The following is a 17513-nucleotide window of genomic DNA, read 5'->3' on the forward strand; positions in this document are numbered from 1 at the left end:
CTCCTAAACCAGTCCTCCTAGTAGGACCGGGGCAGCCCGAGGCTGTGCTGGGCGACGAAGTTGAGGATCATTTCGCGGTTCACCGGGGCGATCCGCAGCAATCGGGCGAGCCCCCAGTACGGCAGCAGCCCGAAGTCCGCCGAGACGCCGTTGCCGCCGTGGGTCTGGATGGCGGCGTCGACGGCGGCCAGCGCGGCCTCCGCGGCGGCGTACTTGGCCATGTTCGACGCCTCGCCCGCCGGCTGACCGGCGTCGTGCAGGGCCGCCGCGCGGTGCGTCATCAGGGCGGCCAGCTCGGTTTCGATCTTGGCCTTGGCCAGCGGGTGCGAAACGCCCTGGTGGACGCCGATCGGCCGGTCCCACACGGTCCGCTCCCGGGCGTAGCGGGCGGCGACGTCGAGGGCGTAACGCGCGATGCCGACGCACAGCGCGGCGCCGGTGATGCGCTCGGGGTTGAGGCCGTGGAAGACCTGCCGGAAGCCCGCGCCCTCGTCGCCGACGAGCGCCGTGGCGGGCAGCCGGACGCCGTCGAAGTGCAGCGTGAACTGCTTCTCCGGGAGCATGACGTCCACCGGCAGCGGTGTCACCGTGAGGCCGGGCGCGTCGACCGGGACCAGGAACAGCGACAGCTGGGCCGTGCCGTCGGGGTCGCGGCCGGTGCGGGCGACGAGCAGCAGCGCGTCGGCGGTGTCGACGCCGGAGATGTAGTACTTCTCGCCGTCGACCACCCAGTCGTCGCCGTCGCGGCGGGCGGTGGTGGCCAGCTTGTGGGTGTTGGAGCCGGCGTCGGGCTCGGTGATGGCGAAGACGACCTTCGTCCGGCCGCTCGCGATGCCGGGCAGCCACTCCTTGCGCTGCTCCGGCGTGCCGAACTCGGTGAGCACCTCGGCGGAGATGGCTTCGGTGACGAGCAGCAGCAGGATCGGCGCGCCCTTCGCGGCGCTCTCCTCGATGACGATGGTCAGCTCGGCCAGCCCGCGGCCACCCCCGCCGTACTCCTCGGGGATGTTGACGCCGATGAACCCCGCGTCGCCGAGCGCGTGCCAGAGCTCGGTGCACTCACGGCCCTCACGCGCGTGGTCGACGTAGTACTTGCCGCCGAACGGGGCCGCGATGGCGCCGACCGCGGCCCGCAGGTCACGGGCCTCGTCGCTCTCGAACACGTCCACGCCGACGCTCCTTAGTGATTCTTCATTCACTTATAGCGCACCGTAGCGCTCGTCTGCGAGGATGACAAGATGACGGCAGTCCCCTCGGCTTCCCCGGCCACCCGAAGACGGCGCGACCCCGAGCGACGCGAGCGGATCCTCACCGCCGCCGCCGAGCTCACCGCGCGGCGCGGGTTCCACGCGATCGGCATGGCCGACATCGGCGCGGAGGCGGGCATCGTCGGATCCGGCGTCTACCGGCACTTCGAGAACAAGGACGCGATCCTGGTCGCGCTGCTCGACCGCGTGATGACCCGGCTGCAGGACGGCGCCGCCGCGATCCTCGCCGGCGCCCCCGCCGACCACACCGTGCTTTCCGGCCTGATCAGGGATCACATCCGGGTCGCCATCGAGGATCGCACCGTGCTGGCGGTCTACCACCGCGAAATCCACAACCTGCCCGAGGAGGACCGGCGGCGGCTGCGCCGGCTGCAGCGGCACTACATCGAGGACTGGGTCCACGTGCTGGCCCCGCTGCGCCCCGACCTCGCCGACGGCGAGCTGCGCCTGGCCGTGCACGCGGCGATCGGCGCCGTGCAGTCCACGCTCTTCTTCCGCAGCGGGCTCGCCCCGGAGCGGCTCGCCGCCCTGCTCGGCGAAATGGCGCACGCCTGCCTCGGCGTCCCGGCACCACCATCCCCGTGAGTGAATGGCGAATAACTTTCTCTTGATTTGGTGACCTGGCTCACGGCATGCTGATCGACGTCGGCGACGGCGAAGGAGCCCGGGATGACCACGACCAGTGCCCTGCCCCACCACCCGCACGGCGCCGCCTTGCCGGACCCGGCCGCCATCGACGTCGAAACCCTGCGTGGACGCCGCGCGGTGAACCGCTGGGAACGGACGTCGGTCGGCGACATCTTCGAGCGGCTCACCTGGAGCCGGCCGGACCAGGTCGCGATCAGCGCGGCCGAGGGCGCGTACGGCGAGGAGCAGTTCGCCTCCGTGACGTACCGCGAAGCCGACCGGATCGCGAACCGGCTCGCCCACGCGCTCGCCGCGGCCGGTCTCGTGCCCGGCGACCGCGTGCTGCTGTTCTGCGAGAACACCGTCGAGGCGTTCCTGGCCAAGATCGGCATCGCTAAAGCGGGCATGGTCGTCGTCCCGCTGAACCCCGGCCTCGCCCCGGACGTCGTCGAGCACCTCGTGCGGCAGACCGAACCGCGGCTGGCGATCGTCGACGCCGAACTGTGGCCACGCCTCGAAGGCGTCGCGGGCGTGCGGGTCGGCGCCACCATCACGATCGGCGGTGGCCCGGTCGCGGGCACGCCGTCGTTCGGCGCGTTCCTGGCCAGGCAGCCGGACACCGAACCCGACGTCGAGATCCACGGCGACGACATCTTCCAGTTGCTGTTCACCTCCGGCACCACCGCGATGCCGAAGGGCGTGATGCTCTCGCACAGCTACGCGCACCTGGCCGGGCTGAACTTCGCGCTGTCGCTCACGCGCGGCCTGCGCCACGAGACCGACCTGCGGGTCTGCACGTTCCTGCCGATGCTCTACCACGTAGGTGACGCGCTGTTCACCTACTCGACGTTCCTCGCCGGCGGCACGCTCGTCCTCGGCCGCCGCCCGGTCCCGGGCCCGGTCGCGGTGTCGCTCGCGCAGTCGCGTGCCACCGCCGTCTGGGCCGGCTCGCCCCAGTTCGTCGCCGCGCTCGCCGACGCGATCGACGCCGACGCGTCGCTGGACCTGACGTCGCTGACCACGCTCGTCTACGGCTGGGGCGCGCTCGCACCCGAGCTGCTGCGGCGCCTCGAAACCCGGACCGCGCTCGGGTTCGTCACGGTCGGGATCTTCGGGCAGACGGAAGCCATCGCGTGCCACCGGTTCTGGCCGTCGGCGTGGCCGGAGGTGCACGCGCGCACGGCGCCGGCGATGAACTACGTCGGCGTGCCGAGCGGGCTGCTCGCCTCCGACGTCGTCGACGAGCTGGGCGAACCGGTCCGCGGCGTCCCGGGCGAGGCGGTGTACCGGTCGCCGGTGATGACGGCGGGCTACTACCGCGACGCGGAGGCGACCCGCGAGGCGTTCCGCGGCGGCTGGTTCCACTCCGGCGACTCGGCCGTGGTGGACGAAGACGGCCTGCGCGTGATGGTGGACCGCTACAAGGACATCGTGAAGACGGGCGGCGAGAACGTCTCCAGTATGCGCGTCGAGGCGGTGCTGGGTCAGCACCCGGCGGTCCTGCGGGCCGCGGTGATCGGCCTGCCGCACGAGCACTGGGGCGAAGCGGTGACGGCGGTGGTCGTCCTCCGCGCTCCCGCCACCGAAGCCGAGCTGATCGCCTTCTGCCGCGAACGCCTGGCCGGCTACGAAAGCCCCAAGCGCGTGGTGTTCGCCGAGACCCTGCCGGACACCGTGGGCGGCAAGATCCTCAAGTACAAGCTCCGCGCCCAGCACTCCGCTCTCTACAACCGGTCGTGAGTGCGTAACAGTGTTCTAACACTGTTACGCACTCACGACAACTTGCACCGAGCGTCAGCCGAGCGCCCAGCGCTGCAGCGCCGTCCCCGTGTCGGCTTGCTGGCTCACCGCCGCGCCGTCCACTGTGGACGCCGTCGTCAAGACCAGGCCGCTGTGCTGGGCCTTCAGGGTCGAGCCCGCGACCAGCCAGCGCTGGTTGGCGCCGTCCGTGCACGTCCACTGGATGACCTTCGCGCCCGCCGACGTCGAGCCGTCGGCGACGTCCAGGCACAGGCCCGATTCCGCGTTCGCGATGCGATAGCTGCCGTCGGCCTGGTGGGTGAAGACCCACTTCTGGTTGCTGCCGCCGTTCGGCGTCCACGTCACCAGCGCCGTGCCCGCGGTCGTCGAGTGGGCCGGGACGTCGAGGGCCTTGCCGGACGCGGTCAGCGTGTGCGTCCCGTCCACAGTGGACGAAGCGGTGAACGTCAGCGTCTGCTCGGCTGCGGTACGCCCCCCGCCCGACCACGCGCGGAACGGCGTGGTGTCGGCCGCGCCGGAGAGACTGAGCGACAGCCCGCTGTAGCGGTTGACCAGCCGGAACCCGCCGCCCTGGGCCGGGACGGCGAACCACTGCTGCCCGACGGACGACCCCGTCGTCACGACCGGCTTGGTGCCCCAGGCGCGGTTCGCGGGTGACGTCGGCACGCCGAGCGCCTGCCCGGTGGCCGCGTTGGTGATCCGGTAGGCGCCGTCGCCGGTCGCCGTGAACGTCCAGGCGGCCAGGTCCGAGGTGCCGGTCGTCGACGTCGTCGCGGAGCTGCCGGAAACCTGGGCCAGGACGCGGCCGGCGCCGCTGCCGATGCGGTAGGTCTTCGCCGGGTCGACCGGCGACGCGGCGGGCGTGCCGGTGACCGTGATGTTCGCGTACTCGCCGTCCGACGACGCACAGGCGATCGAGCAGTACGACCGGAACGACTTGCCGACGATCGTGGCGCTGGTCTTGTTCGCGTCGTCGGCGAACCAGCGGTACCAGGAGCCGGACTTGTAAGCGCCGGAGTCGCCGATCAGCCGCCACTTCTGCGTGGCCAGGTCGTCGGTGACGTAGAACTTCTGCGGCGCGGTGCCGGTGACCACCTCGGGCTCGCCGATGTAGAGGCCGAGGTGCGCGTCGTAGGCGATGTTCATCACGAACAGGTCGGACTTCGGTGGCAGCTGCCCGGCCGCAACCTGCTGGTCGACGTTGCCGGTGTTCGCGGGGTCGTAGTCGTCGGCGGGCGGGGTGTAGCCGGTGGCGGTGGTGCCGGTCGGCACCATGTTGCTCTCCTTGCCGCCGACGCCGGGCTGCGTCCACTTGCCGTCGTACCACTTCTGCCACGAGCCGGTCGCCATCTTGGCCGACATCGGCGACCGCGCGACGTGCGCGAGCCCGACCATGCCCCCGCCCGCGCCGGCCTTAGGGACTATCCGCGAGCCGTAGTAGACGTAGAAGTAGCCCGAGACGGGGTCGGCGAACAGCCGCGGGTCGCCGTCGCCGTAGTCGAAGGTCTGGTTCGGGAACGCCGCCGTGTCGCCGCGCTTCGTGCTGTACGGCGACGTGATGGCGTGGCCCTTGATGCTCCAGGTGTGGCCCTGGTCGGTCGAGACGGCCCAGTCGATCGCGTCGTAGTGCGAGAAGGAGTAAGCGCCGAACGGCTCGGGGGTGAACTCGTTGTGCACCAGGCCGTACCAAGCACCGGTGTCCGGGTCGACCCAGGTGCCGACCAGGTCGCAGAAGTTCTTCTCCACGTAGCTCGACCCGGCCGGCGGATCGGTCGCTTCCTTCCCGGTCGGGCTCGTGTTGCAGCGCCAGGTGGTGTCGTTGTTCTTGTCCCGGGACTCGGCCGGGTTGACGGCGTTGCTCAGCGCGCTCGACTTCGTCGCCGAGTCGAAGTCGGCGCCGGTGTAGAACTCCCACTCGCGCGGGCCGTCCGCGCCGTAGAGGGCGGCCGACTGCTGGAAGTAGAACGTGCCGTCCTTGTCGATGAACGCGCCGGCCGGGGTGTCGGTCGGATGAGCGTAGGTGCCGGTGGACCCGACGGTGACGGTGTAGGCGGCGGCCGCGTCGGCCGGAGAGGCGGCGACGAGGCCCGCGGCAAGAGCCGCGGCGGCGAGCGAAGCGCTGAGCGATGACATGACCACGGTCGTCTCCTCGGGGACCTGAGCGAGCGATCGAACAATATCGAACAGCTTCTGTGTCGTTTTCTGATCTGTCAAGGGCCGTTATGAGCATGTTTGCTCATTCGGCCGTGATCTACGATCAGAGCGTGACGAACGACGTGGCCCCCGGCCTGCCCGACCTGTCCGGCACGGTCACCTGCGTCACCGGCGCGTCCGGCACGATCGGCCGCGGGATCGCCCGGCGGTTCGCCGAGGCGGGCGGCGCCGTGGCCGTGCACCACCGGCGTCCCGGCGCGGCCGACGACCTCGTGGCCGCGCTCGGCGACCAGGCCCGCGCGTTCACCGCCGACTTGACCGACGACGACGCCTGCCACGCGATGCTCGCCGCCGTCGCGGAGTGGGGTGGCCGGCTCGACGCGCTCGTCAACAACGCCGGCGTCCAACCCGTGGAAGACCTCGACGGGCTGCCGGTGGAGCGGTGGCGGGCGATGCTGGACGCGAACCTGACGAGCGCGTTCTCCTGCACCCAGGCCGCGGTCCGGCTGATGGGCGACGGCGGGAGCGTCACACACATCGCGTCGATCGAGGCGAAGCAGCCCGCGCCCGGGCACGTCCACTACAGCGCGGCCAAGGCAGCGCTGGTGATGCACGCGCGCGGTGCGGCGCTGGAGTACGGGCCGCGCGGGATCCGCGTCAACACGGTGTCGCCCGGGCTGATCGACCGCCCGGGCATGGACTGGCCCGAAGGCGTCGAGCGCTGGCGGCGCGCCGCACCCCTGGGGCGGCTGGGCACGCCCGAAGACGTCGCGAACGCGTGCGTCTTCCTGGCTTCACCACTGGCTTCCTGGGTCACCGGCCACGACCTCGTCGTCGACGGCGGCGTCTCGGCCCGGCCCACCTGGTGACGCCCGGCCCCGTCGAAGCCCAGTTCCGGGCGGCGGTCACGCGGTTCGCCGGGCCGGCGCGGGCGGTGGCGACCGGGCTCGTCGGCACGTTCGGCGTCCTCGCCACCTCGACCGGCGCGCTGCCCCTGGCGTTCGGCCTGCTCGCACTCACCCTGGTCGCGGGCGCGGCCGACGTCTTCGCCGGGCGCGGGACGGCGTTCGTCCTGTCGGTGCTGCGCGCGGGGGCGGTGTGCGCGTGCCAGCCGTGGACGACGACCTTGTGGGCGGTCAACGTCCTGACGATCACGGCGATCACGTGGCAGTGGGAATACCGGCCGCGCTTGACCGGCCCTGTGGTGGCGGGACTGCTGGTGCTAGCCGCGTTCACCGGCTTGGACGACTGGCTCCCGGTGGCGCTGCGGGTGGTCGTGGAGACCGTCCTGGCGCGCTTGGCGTTCGTCCTCTTGGTCCGCTCGACGGCCCGGACGGACACACTGCGCGCCGACCGGGCCGCGCTCGAGCGAACGGAAACCCTGGCCCGCGACCGCCGCCGCCGCGAGCGCGAGTACTTGGCGCTGCTACACGACACGGCATCGGCGACCTTCCTCACGGTGGCGGCGGGCGCCACAGCCGACCCGGCGGCGGTGGCGGGCTACGCCGCGCGGGACCTGGCCATCCTCACCGGCCAGGACGACGCACCGGCCGAACTGGAGGCGGGCCTGCGGGCGGTGGTCGCGAACCGCGCATTCCGTGTCGAAACGTCCTGGGCACAGGTCCCGTTGATCCCGGCCGCGGCGGCGCTGGCCCTGGTCCGCGCAACGGACGAGGCGCTACGCAACGCCGCACGCCACTCCGGTGCAGCGTGCGCGACCCTGCACCTGGCACCAACGCGGGACGGCGTGGTGGTGACGATCTCCGACACCGGCGCAGGCTTCGACCCATCGGGGATTCCGGCGTCCCGCCGGGGAGTCCGGGCCTCGGTGGTCGAGCGCATGCGCACCGCGGGCGGAACGGCGGAGGTCCGCTCACAACCGGGCGAGGGCACGACGGTGACGCTGAGGTGGCCCGATGCCTGACCACGAACCAGCAATCCGAGGCGAACAAGCCCCGAACCACGCCAGCCCCACGGCGAGCCACGCCCCTGGCCGCACCGGCGGCCGCGCAACCGAAGTCCCACCCCGCCCCGACACCTCAGTCACACCGGCGACACACCCGACCGGCCCCACCGCCGGACCACCACCCCACACCACCGAGCACGCCGGCAGCCACGTAACCGAACCGCCACCCCGCCCCGATACCTCCACCACGGCGGCCACACACCCGACCGGCCCCACAGCCGAACCACCACCCCGCACCCCCGCCGAAGCTGCCGGACACCTCACCGGACCGCCGACCTCAACCGACCCCGCGGCCGACCCCGCCGCCGCGGCAAAGCGCTCGGCCGGTGCCGGGCCGCTTGCTCTCGCCGATCCCGCCGTCCGGCTTGCGACAGCGGTCCGGATCGTGGTGCTCGGCGTTGCCGCCATCGTCCAAATCGGACTCTGCCTCGCTCCCCTGCTCCGCCATCCCTCCCTCGCCGCCGGTGTCGCCTACGTGACCTTCGCCGTCGTCACCTCGACCGCCGCCTTCTGGCTGCTCCGGCGGCGACCGCTCCCCGGCGTCGTTGCCGCCATCGGGACCGTCCTTGTACTCGCCGCGTCCAGCGCTGCCACCGCTGTCGTGCCCGCCGATGATTTCTTCCGGGACCGGCACTGGTCGTTCGGGCTCGTCGGGTGGCTGCTGCTCGTCCTGCTGTCCGATCGGCCGGCGCTCCTGGGTGGCGCGCTCGGCCTGCACGCCGCCGTCAGCGTCGCGCAGTTCCTGCTCGCCGGGACGCCCGCGCGGACCGAAGTCGGCGACGCCGCGATCGTGTTGTTCGCCGTCACCGCGTTCCAGCTCGCCATCGGCGGGTTGATCCGGCTGGTCGATCGGCGCACCGGCGAAGCCACCGCCGTCGCCGCCGAGCGGGAGCGCCTCGAGACCCGCGCCGCCCTCGCGCGGCAGGCCGGGCGGGACCTGCGGGCCGGGTTCGCCGAACAGCTCGGCGCGACCCTGCCGCTGCTGGCCGGGCTCGCCGACGGCACCGTCGACCCGCGAAGCGACGTCGCCCGCACCCGGTGTGCGCTCGCGGCCGCGCAGCTGCGGCGGCTCTTCGCGGAGAACGACGACGTGCCCGACCCGCTCGTCCACGAGGTCACCGCCTGCCTCGACGTCGCCGAGCGGCGCGGGGTCGCCGTGACGCTCGCGGTCAGCGGCGATCCCGTCGACGTCCCGCCCGCGCTGCGCCGCCACCTGACCGGCCCGGTCCTCACCGCGCTGACCAGCGCCCGCACGCGGGCCCGGGTGAGCGTGCTGCGGACACCCGGCCTGGTGCGGGTCGCCGTTGTGGCGGACACCACGGGCGACGGCCACGATTTCGCGGGAGCGACCGGCGTCGTCGTCACGTCCCACACCCAGGACGGGCAGACCTGGATGGAGGCGCGATGGCAACCCGCGTGACGGCCGTCGTCGTCGACGACCACCCGGCGGTGCGTGCCGGCGTGGCGTACTGGCTGGCCGGCGGCGACCCGCCGATCGATGTCGTGGCCGACGGCGAGGACGTCAAGGTCGCGTGGCTCGGCGACGGCGCGACGGCCGACGTCGTGATCCTCGACCTGCACCTCGGCGGGCCCGGGCCCGCGTTCGGCGACCTGCGGCGGCTCGCCGAGGCCGGGCGCCGCGTGGTCGTCTACTCGATGCGCGCCGACGACGACGTCGCGTTGCGGTGCCTCGAACTCGGCGCGCTCTGCTACCTGACCAAGGCGGAGGGGGCGGGACACCTCGTGGAGGCGACGCGGGCCGCCGCGCTGGACCGGCCCTACACGCCGCCGTCGCTGGCCGGCGCGCTCGCCGGGGACCGCTCCGAGACGCGGCCCGCGCTCTCGGCCCGGGAGGCCGAGGTGCTCGTCGAGTGGTTCCAGTCGGAGTCGAAGGAGTTCGTGGCCCACCGGCTGGGGATCTCGGCGAGCACCGTGAACTCCCACCTCGAACGCATCCGCGTCAAGTACGCGCGCATCGGCCGCGAAGCGCCGACGAAGGCCGCGCTCGTCGCGCGCGCCATCCAGGACGGCCTGATCGGCGTCGACGACCTCTGACCCCCCGCGTGTGGTGCGAACGGCCCACACCGGACACCGCCGAAAGGGGCTACGTTCCCGGCGACGGAGCCGCGCGGGTGCCCCGTACGGGCCGCCGCGACCGCCCTGGGGGCGTGATCGCGGCGTTCGCCCGGCTCCTCGCCCGCGCCGGAAACCCGTCCGGCGGGCCGCACGAGGAGATCCATGAAGCACGTCCGCACCACCCTGCTCGCCGCCGCCGGATCTGCCGCCGCCCTCCTGCTTTCCGCCTGTGGCGGGGAATCCGGAACGGCCGCGCCCGCGGTACCGGCCGCCCCGTCTTCAGCGGCACCGGCCGAGACGAGCGCGGCGGAGTCGTCGGCCGCCTCCCCCGCGGGCGACGCCACGAAGCCGGGCACCGAGCTGAAGGTCGGCGACCGCGCGGTCGTCCCGTTCAAGTACGGCACGACCAAGTCCGGCACCATCGCGATCACCGTGACGGCCATCGACAAGGGCGCGAACGCCGATCTGGCCAAGTACGGCGACAAAGCGAAGGGCATCACGCCGTACTACCTGCGCGCGTCGATCGAGAACGTCGACGGGGCCGACCTTTCCTACGCCTCGGTGAGCTTGCGCGCCCTCGGCACCGATGGACGGTCCACAGGCGTGATCATCACGGGCAGCACGGACCAGTGCAAGTCGGGCACCGCCCCCAAAGAGTTCGCCGCGCCGGGCGCGAAGTTCGAAACCTGCACGCTGCAAGGTGCGCGAGAGGGCTCCGAAGTGGCCGCGGCGACCTTCGACAAGGGAGACGGCTACGACAAGGCGCCGATCGTCTGGAAAAACTGACACCGATCACACTCGGTGACAACCACGCGAAAGAACCTCATGATCCACTGAGTGGGAAATCGAGCTATATTCGGAAAAACGCATGGTTGAGCTTCCTTATCAGCCGCGCTGATCACTGTCTGTATCCGGGGGTGCTCCGGCGGCCGTGATCATCGCGGTACGTTTCGCGGCGTTCCTCGCGAGCCCCGACGACGCGGCCCGCGCCACTCCTCAAGCGGCCCGCGTCTCCGGCGCGCGCCGCTTCGCCGTGCCGAAAGGAAGTTCCTTGACCGCCACGACGTTGACGCAGGTGCTTCGTGACACCCGCCCGACCACCGGGACCACCCGGCTGATCGTGCGCTGGGACCGCGAAACGGGCTGGGCGCACCTGGCCATCGCCGTTCCGGGCACCGAGCAGGCCCGCTTCGCCGGGTTCCACCGGTTCACCGGCGGTACCACCGACGCCGTCGCCGCCGAGCTGGCGGCCGCCGGGTGCGTTTCCGCTCCCCCACTGCACATCGACGACACGCTGTCCGAGATCGAAGCCGTGCTCGCCCACCGGGAGGTGACCCCCGATGCGGCTCGATGACCTGTACCTCAACGGGATCGGCTGTGACGTCGGTGCGCTGATCCCGGTCTCGGCGCCGATCGCGGCCGGGGAGTTCACCCACGACGACGCCGCCCGCACCGGGCAGCTGTCCACCGCCGTCGCCGAACGCCCCGGCCCGGAACTGGCCGTCCGGGCCGGGCGGCAGGCACTGGCGCAGGCCCGCGCCACGACCGGCGAGCCGGTCTGGCCGAGCCTGTGCCTGCACGCCGGGATCTACCACTCCGGCATCGACTTCTGGCACGCCGCGTCGTACGTGCGCGACCAGCTGGGGGTCGGCGCCGGGCCGGGACTGACGCTGGAGCTCGGCGCGATGAGCAACAGCCTCGTCGCCGGGATCGATGTCGCGGCCAGCGTGCTGCGCGGCCGCCCGGACCACGAAGCCGCCCTCATCACGGCCGGCGACCGGTTCGGCGCGCCCGGGTTCCCGCACTGGAGCACGGACATCGGCATCGTCTACGGCGACGCGGGCAGCGCCGTGGTGCTCACCCGGCGGCCGGGCCTGGCCCGGATCCGGGCGATCGCGTCGTACACCGACCCGTCGCTGGAAGGCCTGCAGCGCGGGGACGAGCCGTTCCGCGCGGCGAGCGTCGCCGCCCACCGGGGCATCGACATCCGCCGCCGCAAGCGCCAGTGGCTGAGCCGCCAGGGCGGGCCGGCGCACGTCGCGACCCGCAACGGCGACGCCGTCACGACGGTCGTGAAGACAGCGCTTTCCGACGCCGGGGTCGACCTGCCGGACATCGCGAAGATCTGCGCGCCGCACTACGGCAGGCGGCTGGTGGAGACGCAGATCCTGCGTCCACTCGGGATCACCGAGGACCGCACGATGACGGAGTTCGGGCTGCGGGTGGGCCACCTGGGCGCGAGCGATCAGGTCGTGGCGCTCGAGCACCTGCTGGCCGGCGGCGACGCCGGTCCGGGTGACACGGTGCTGCTGCTGGGCATCGGCGTGGGCATGACGTGGACCGCGGTGGTCCTGGAACTCTGCTGAACCCCGCCGAACCCGGATGGGGGTGGCCGAAACCACCCCCATCCGGGGCGCGACCGGCACCGAATCCCGGGAAACCGCTCTCCGAAGGGACGTGCCCGTGCCGCGTCGGACGTGGTCGAGCCGCTTGCTCGACGTCTCGGCCAAGGTGGTGCCCGGCATCGGCCGGGTCCGCGCGCAGAAGGAACCGTTCGCCCTCGCCTGGGCGGCGGCCAACCGCGTCGCGCTCGAGTCCGGCCGGCCGCTGTGGGTGGCGCTGGGCGACTCCATGACCCAGGGCATCGGCGCCCACGACGTCGACGGCGGCTGGGTCCCGCGCCTCAACGCCCGACTCGGCGAGCCGTTCGCCGTCGTCAACCTGTCGGCGTCCGGCGCGCGAGTCCAGGACGTGCTCGACGACCAGCTCCCGCGCCTCCCGGCCACCCCGGCGCTGGTCACCGTGCTGGTGGGCGCGAACGACATGCTCACCCGGGGCCGCCGCCGCGACGTCCCGGCCCGGTTCGAGGCGTTGCTGGACCGGCTCCCGCCGGGGCGCTCGGTCGTCGCCACGCTGCCGCAGGGCAATACGCAGGCCTTGGCGGTCAACGCCTTGCTGGATCGAGCGGGTGCGGCCGGGCGCATCGACGTCGCCGACCTGCGCGGCCCGGCGCTGGGCCCGCTGCGCGGCAGCCTGGCCGACGACTGGTTCCACCCGAACGACGTCGGCTACGAGCGGATGGCGGGGCTCTTCGAAGGCCCGGTCCGCGCGTGCCTGGCCCGCTACCCCGGCTCCCGGTCGTGAGTGGTTAGGGCGGTTCTAACCGCCCTAACCACTCACGACAAGCCGCGGCAGACCCGGAAGCCCAGCCCCACGGTCGGCGCGCGTTATGCGACCGCGCGGGCGATTTCGGCGGCCACCAGGGCCATCGTGGTGCGGGCGCGTTCCGGGTCCTCGGTCAGGAAGTAGTGGTCCACCCCCGGCGTCCGGTCGTGCAGCACCTCGACGCCCGCCGCGCGCAGCCGGGAGACGTAGTTCTCGCCGTCGGCGCGCAGGGCGTCGCGCTCGGCGGTCAGCACCACCGCCCGCGGCAGCCCGGCGAGGTCGTCGGCCAGCAGCGGGGACGCGTACGGGTGCCGCCGCGTCGCCGGGTCCGGGAAGTACACCCGGCGGACGAGGTCGCGCAGGCCCGGCGAGATCATCCCGCCGGCGGCCGGGTCCGGGTCGGTGGCGAGGTCCAGCGCGGGCACGCCCAGCACCTGCAGCCGCGGCCGCCACCCACCGGCGTCGCGCGCCTGCAGGCAGACCGCCGCCGCGAGACCGCCGCCGGAGGAGAACCCGCCGACGGCGACCCGGTCCGCCGCGACCCACGAAGCGACGTCGAAGCACTGGTGCTGCGCCACCGGGAACGCGGCGTAGGGACCGCAGCGGTAATCGACGTTATACACCGTGACCCCGGCGGTGGCCGCGACGTACCGGCACCACCAGTCGTCCATCGCCGGGTAGCGCATCAGCCAGGCTCCGCCGTGGAAGTGGACGTACGCGCCGCCGGAATCGCCGGCGGGACGGTAGACGTGCACGCGGACCGGTCCGTGCCGGGTCGGGGCCCGGACCACCGAGGGCGCCGGCAGGTCGGTCCCGGCGAAGCGCAGGTTGTCGCCGTAGCGCACGGTCCACCGCGCGGTGCCGTGCATGACCATCGCCGCGAGCCAGTCCCGGAGCCTCATACCCGGGGTTCGGAGCCGGCCCGCCCGGCGATGGGTGGCTCAGCCCAGCCCGGCGTCGTGGACGAGGATCGCCACCTGGGTCCGGTTGGCCGCCTCGAGCTTCGCCATGATGTGTCCGATGTGGACCTTCACGGTGGACTCGCTGACCACCAGGGCCTTGGCGATCTCGCCGTTGCTCAGGCCGCGGCCGATCTGCACGGCGACGTCGTGCTCGCGCGGGGTCAGCGCGGCCAGCCGGTCACGGGCCTGCTCGCCCGCGCCGCCCGTCGCGAAGTCCGCCAGCAGCCGCTTGGTGATCTTCGGCGACAGCATCGCCTCGCCGCGGGCCACCACCCGCACCGCCGTGACCAGCTCGCGGGGCGGGGTGTCCTTGAGCAGGAACCCGGCCGCGCCGTGGCGCAGCGCGGCGTAGACGTACTCGTCGACGTCGAACGTCGTCAGCACGACCACCGCGGGCGCCGCCGGGTGGCCGGCCAGCCGGCGGACGACCTCGATGCCGTCGACCTTCGGCATCTGGACGTCGGTGAGCACGACGTCGGGGCGGTACCGGTCGGTCAGCTCGACCGCCCGCGCGCCGTTGGTGTCCTCCGCGACGACCTCGACGTCCCCCGCCGACTCGAGGATCATCCGGATGCCGCTGCGCACCAGCTCCTCGTCCTCCAGCAGCACGACCTTGATCGTCACTCCGCCTCCTGCACGGGGAATCCGGCCAGCACGCGGAAGCGGCCGTCACCGGTCTTCCCGGTCTTCAGCTCGCCACCGGCCAGTTCGACGCGTTCGCGCATGCCCACCAGGCCGTAGCCCGATCCCGGGACGCCGGTGTGGTGCGGGGTGAGCCGGTTGGTCACCTCGACCACGAGCCGGTCGCCCTCGGTGGCGAGCCGGACGTCGACGGCGGCGTGCGGGGCGTGTTTCCCCGCGTTGGTCAGGGATTCCTGCACGACGCGGTAGACGGCGCGGCCGACCTGGTCCGGCACCGCGGGCAGCGGGTCCGGCAGCTTCAGCTCCACCCGGGCGCCGGTCGCGGCAACCTCTTCGACCAGGTCCTCCAGCGACGCGAGCAGCCCGGCACCCGGGCTCGAGGCCTCGGGGACGTCGTCGCGCAGCACCTGCAGGATGCCCCGCAGCTCCTCGAGCGCGGTGGCGCTGACGGCGCGGATCGTCTCCGCGGTCCGCTCGGTGGCTTCGTCCGGGGCGCGCAGGGACAGCGCGCCCGCCTGCAGCGCCACGGCCGTCACACGGTGGGCGACGACGTCGTGCATCTCACGCGCGATCCGCCGTCGTTCGGCGAAGACGGCCTGGTCGGCGCGCAGGGTCCGGGTGCGCTCGGCCTCGTCGGCCCGCTCCCGCAGCACGGCCAGCAGCCTGGCGCGCTGGTGCATCCAGAGCCCGGCGAGCACCGGGCCGACGGAGAACATGCCCAGCACGACCACGAGGGTCAGCAGGTCCGCCGGCTCCGCCACCACCCGCAGGACGCGCCCGCCGAGCACGGTGACGACCATCGCGACCCCGGTCAGGACGCTGACGCCGTGCCGGGCCGCGACCGAGTAGAGGGCGATGGTCATCGGCAGCAGCGTCACGCCGGCGAAGAGGCAGCCCACGGCCACGAGCAGCACCAGGAACGGCCACCGGCGGCGGGCGAGCAGCGCCAGCGCGGAGACGATCACGGCCGGCACGTAGAGCGCCGGGTGCGGGTCCCGCGGGTCGCCGCCGGCCAGAGTGACGACGATCACGGCCGCCGCCACCGCGACGTCGAGGGCGAGCAGCGCGACCCGGCCGTCCCACCACTTGAGCCATCGCATCGGGACCAGGTTAGGGCGCGCCCGCTCACCCGGCACGACGTGCCAGGGTGAAACCCGTCGCGACCAGGGCGACGGCGGTCAGCGCGGCGAACACGGCGGGCCCCGGCATGCGCAGCAGGGCGGTGCCGCTGAACGGCAACGCCGTCACCGGCACCTTGACGAGCGCGGCCAGCGCGGTCTCCGCGACGAGCGTCCAGACGGCGAACACACCGATGGCGGCCGCGGTGTGCCGCAGCAGCCCGCCGAGCGCGACGCCGGCGAGTCCGGAAAGGACGGTCAGCAGCAGCACCGCCGCGATGGCCCGGCCCGCCGCCCCCGCGTCGGCGGGCCGGGCCCCACCGCCGGCCAGCACCCCGGCCGCGGCGAGCACCACCATGAGCACCCCGCCGAGCAGCCCGAGCCCGCCGGTGACCAGCGCCCGGGCGGCCACGATCCGGGCGGGCGAGCGCAGCACGAGCCGCGTGGTGGCGAGGGTCCCGTGCTGGAAGTCGAGCCCGAACGCGGCGACGCCGACGGCCGCGACGAGCAGCGCCCCGAGCCGCGCGACCAGGCCGAACGACGAGGTGAAGGCGTCGAGGTCGCCGAGGTCGCGCTTGAGGCCCCAGTAGAGGCCGGACGCGAACTGCAGGACCCCGGCGGCGAGCAGGAGCAGCCAGGTCGAGCGCAGCGAGCGGGCGCGGATCCATTCGTAGGCCACGGCGTTCTTCACGACAGCTCCCTCCGCTGTGGCTTGGCGGCACTTTCACGTGAAAGTGCCGCTTCGCCGCGTCTCACGACGACTCCCCTCGGTGCCGGACCGCGGCGGCCGTCGCGGCGAGGAAGGCGTCCTCCAGGCCGCTGCGGCGCACGAACAGCTCCCGCACCCCGATGCCCGCCCGCGCGGCCACCGCGGCCACCCGCTCGGTGTCGGCGGTGTCGACGGCCAGCTCGCCCGCGGCCTCCTGCCGCACCCGCAGGCCGTCGCGGGTCAGGGCGACCATCAACGCCGGCGCGCCACCCGTGCGCACCACGACGTCCGCGTGGGCGTGCCGCGCGACGAACTCCGGCAGCGGCCCGGCCGAGACCAAGCGCCCGTCGCCGATCACGATCAGGTCCTCGGCCAGCAAGGACATCTCCGCCAGCAGGTGCGACGACGCGAGCACCGTCCGGCCTTCCCCGGCCAGGCGGCGCAGCAGGTCGCGGATCCAGCGCACACCCTCGGGGTCGAGGCCGTTGGCCGGTTCGTCGAGGATCAGATACGCGGGGTCGCCGAGCAACGCCGTCGCCAGGCCCAGCCGCTGCTTCATGCCGAGGCTGAAGCGGCCGGCGGGCTGGCTCGCCACGGACTCCAGCCCGACCGCGGCCAGCACCTCGCGGACGCGCCGGGCCGGGAGACCGCCGCCCGCGGCGACCATCCGCAGGTGCGCCGAAGCCGTCCGGGCCGGGTGGACCGCGCTCGCGTCGGTGAGCACGCCCACCGCGCGCAGCGGGTCCGCGACCTGCGCGTACGTGCGGCCGCCGAACGTCGTGCGGCCCGCGCCGCGCTCCAGGCCGAGCATGAGCCGGATGGTCGTCGACTTCCCGGCGCCGTTCGGGCCCAGGAACCCGGTGACGACACCCGGGCGCACGGTGAACGACAGGTCTTCGACGCCGGCGCCGCCGCGGTAGCGCCGTGTCAGGCCCTCCGCGACGATCATCGCCGCACCGGCTCACCAGCGGCGGCTAGCGGGCTCATCGGGTTCTCCTCACGGGATCGTGGCTGATGACTCCACGATCGCCGTCCGGGCGCCCTCGCACATCGGAGATTCGGCTC

Annotated in this window: 17 protein-coding genes; 10 read left to right on the forward strand and 7 right to left on the reverse strand. The window is 73.2% G+C overall.

What is annotated here, in order from left to right:
- Positions 1-17 precede the first annotated feature (17 nt).
- Positions 18-1169, reverse strand: a complete 1152-nt coding sequence (locus OHS58_RS15625) for an acyl-CoA dehydrogenase family protein (RefSeq protein ID WP_328648748.1) — start codon at positions 1167-1169, stop codon at positions 18-20.
- Positions 1170-1238: 69 nt separating this feature from the next.
- Between OHS58_RS15625 and OHS58_RS15630 the strand changes: the two genes are divergently transcribed.
- Complete coding sequence (locus OHS58_RS15630; RefSeq protein WP_328648749.1) at positions 1239-1853, forward strand: TetR/AcrR family transcriptional regulator; 615 nt, start codon at positions 1239-1241, stop codon at positions 1851-1853.
- 84 nt (positions 1854-1937) lie between these two features.
- On the forward strand, positions 1938-3635 hold the full coding sequence (locus tag OHS58_RS15635) for an AMP-binding protein (protein ID WP_328648750.1): 1698 nt from the start codon (positions 1938-1940) through the stop codon (positions 3633-3635).
- A 54-nt stretch (positions 3636-3689) separates the two neighbouring features.
- Here the strand turns inward: OHS58_RS15635 and OHS58_RS15640 are convergent, their stop codons facing one another.
- A complete protein-coding gene (locus tag OHS58_RS15640) occupies positions 3690-5789 on the reverse strand; it encodes an RICIN domain-containing protein (RefSeq protein WP_328649816.1) in 2100 nt (699 codons plus the stop codon).
- A gap of 155 nt (positions 5790-5944) precedes the next feature.
- On the opposite strand from OHS58_RS15640, the gene OHS58_RS15645 reads away from it, so the two are divergent.
- The 8 genes from OHS58_RS15645 to OHS58_RS15680 all read left to right on the forward strand — a co-directional run bounded on the left by OHS58_RS15645 (position 5945) and on the right by OHS58_RS15680 (position 12996).
- On the forward strand, positions 5945-6679 hold the full coding sequence (locus OHS58_RS15645) for an SDR family NAD(P)-dependent oxidoreductase (RefSeq protein WP_328649817.1): 735 nt from the start codon (positions 5945-5947) through the stop codon (positions 6677-6679).
- Positions 6676-7734: a sensor histidine kinase gene (locus OHS58_RS15650; protein ID WP_328648751.1), complete on the forward strand. Its 1059-nt coding sequence runs from the start codon at positions 6676-6678 to the stop codon at positions 7732-7734. The genes OHS58_RS15645 and OHS58_RS15650 overlap by 4 nt, the downstream gene beginning before the upstream one ends.
- A 517-nt stretch (positions 7735-8251) precedes the next feature.
- Positions 8252-9196, forward strand: coding sequence for a hypothetical protein (locus tag OHS58_RS15655; protein ID WP_328648752.1), 945 nt, complete (start codon positions 8252-8254; stop codon positions 9194-9196).
- Positions 9181-9831 (forward strand): response regulator transcription factor, encoded by a 651-nt coding sequence (locus OHS58_RS15660; protein ID WP_326953713.1) that lies wholly within the window; start codon positions 9181-9183, stop codon positions 9829-9831. Before OHS58_RS15655 ends, OHS58_RS15660 begins: the two co-directional genes overlap by 16 nt.
- A gap of 183 nt (positions 9832-10014) precedes the next feature.
- The gene (locus OHS58_RS15665) at positions 10015-10638 is read left to right on the forward strand and encodes a hypothetical protein (RefSeq protein WP_328648753.1); all 624 of its coding nucleotides are present in this window, start codon (positions 10015-10017) and stop codon (positions 10636-10638) included.
- A gap of 145 nt (positions 10639-10783) precedes the next feature.
- Entirely contained in the window at positions 10784-11206 is a 423-nt protein-coding gene (locus OHS58_RS15670; RefSeq protein ID WP_326949130.1) for a hypothetical protein, read from the forward strand.
- A complete protein-coding gene (locus tag OHS58_RS15675; protein ID WP_247051314.1) occupies positions 11193-12218 on the forward strand; it encodes a 3-oxoacyl-[acyl-carrier-protein] synthase III C-terminal domain-containing protein in 1026 nt (341 codons plus the stop codon). Before OHS58_RS15670 ends, OHS58_RS15675 begins: the two co-directional genes overlap by 14 nt.
- A gap of 97 nt (positions 12219-12315) precedes the next feature.
- Positions 12316-12996 carry an SGNH/GDSL hydrolase family protein gene (locus OHS58_RS15680; RefSeq protein ID WP_326953715.1) on the forward strand — a complete coding sequence of 227 codons (681 nt, stop codon included), beginning with the start codon at positions 12316-12318 and terminating at the stop codon, positions 12994-12996.
- 83 nt (positions 12997-13079) lie between these two features.
- On the opposite strand, the gene OHS58_RS15685 is transcribed toward OHS58_RS15680, so the two are convergent.
- The 5 genes from OHS58_RS15685 to OHS58_RS15705 form a co-directional block, all read right to left on the reverse strand.
- On the reverse strand, positions 13080-13919 hold the full coding sequence (locus OHS58_RS15685; protein WP_328648754.1) for an alpha/beta hydrolase: 840 nt from the start codon (positions 13917-13919) through the stop codon (positions 13080-13082).
- Positions 13920-13958: 39 nt separating this feature from the next.
- Positions 13959-14603, reverse strand: a complete 645-nt coding sequence (locus tag OHS58_RS15690) for a response regulator transcription factor (protein WP_328648755.1) — start codon at positions 14601-14603, stop codon at positions 13959-13961.
- Complete coding sequence (locus OHS58_RS15695) at positions 14600-15721, reverse strand: sensor histidine kinase (protein ID WP_328648756.1); 1122 nt, start codon at positions 15719-15721, stop codon at positions 14600-14602. Before OHS58_RS15695 ends, OHS58_RS15690 begins: the two co-directional genes overlap by 4 nt.
- A gap of 25 nt (positions 15722-15746) precedes the next feature.
- Positions 15747-16430: a hypothetical protein gene (locus OHS58_RS15700; protein WP_326953721.1), complete on the reverse strand. Its 684-nt coding sequence runs from the start codon at positions 16428-16430 to the stop codon at positions 15747-15749.
- Between the two features lie 61 nt (positions 16431-16491).
- Positions 16492-17397: an ATP-binding cassette domain-containing protein gene (locus OHS58_RS15705; RefSeq protein ID WP_328648757.1), complete on the reverse strand. Its 906-nt coding sequence runs from the start codon at positions 17395-17397 to the stop codon at positions 16492-16494.
- Between the last annotated feature and the right edge of the window lie 116 nt (positions 17398-17513).

Origin of the sequence: Amycolatopsis sp. NBC_00348 (assembly GCF_036114655.1) — a bacterium.
Lineage (GTDB): Bacteria > Actinomycetota > Actinomycetes > Mycobacteriales > Pseudonocardiaceae > Amycolatopsis.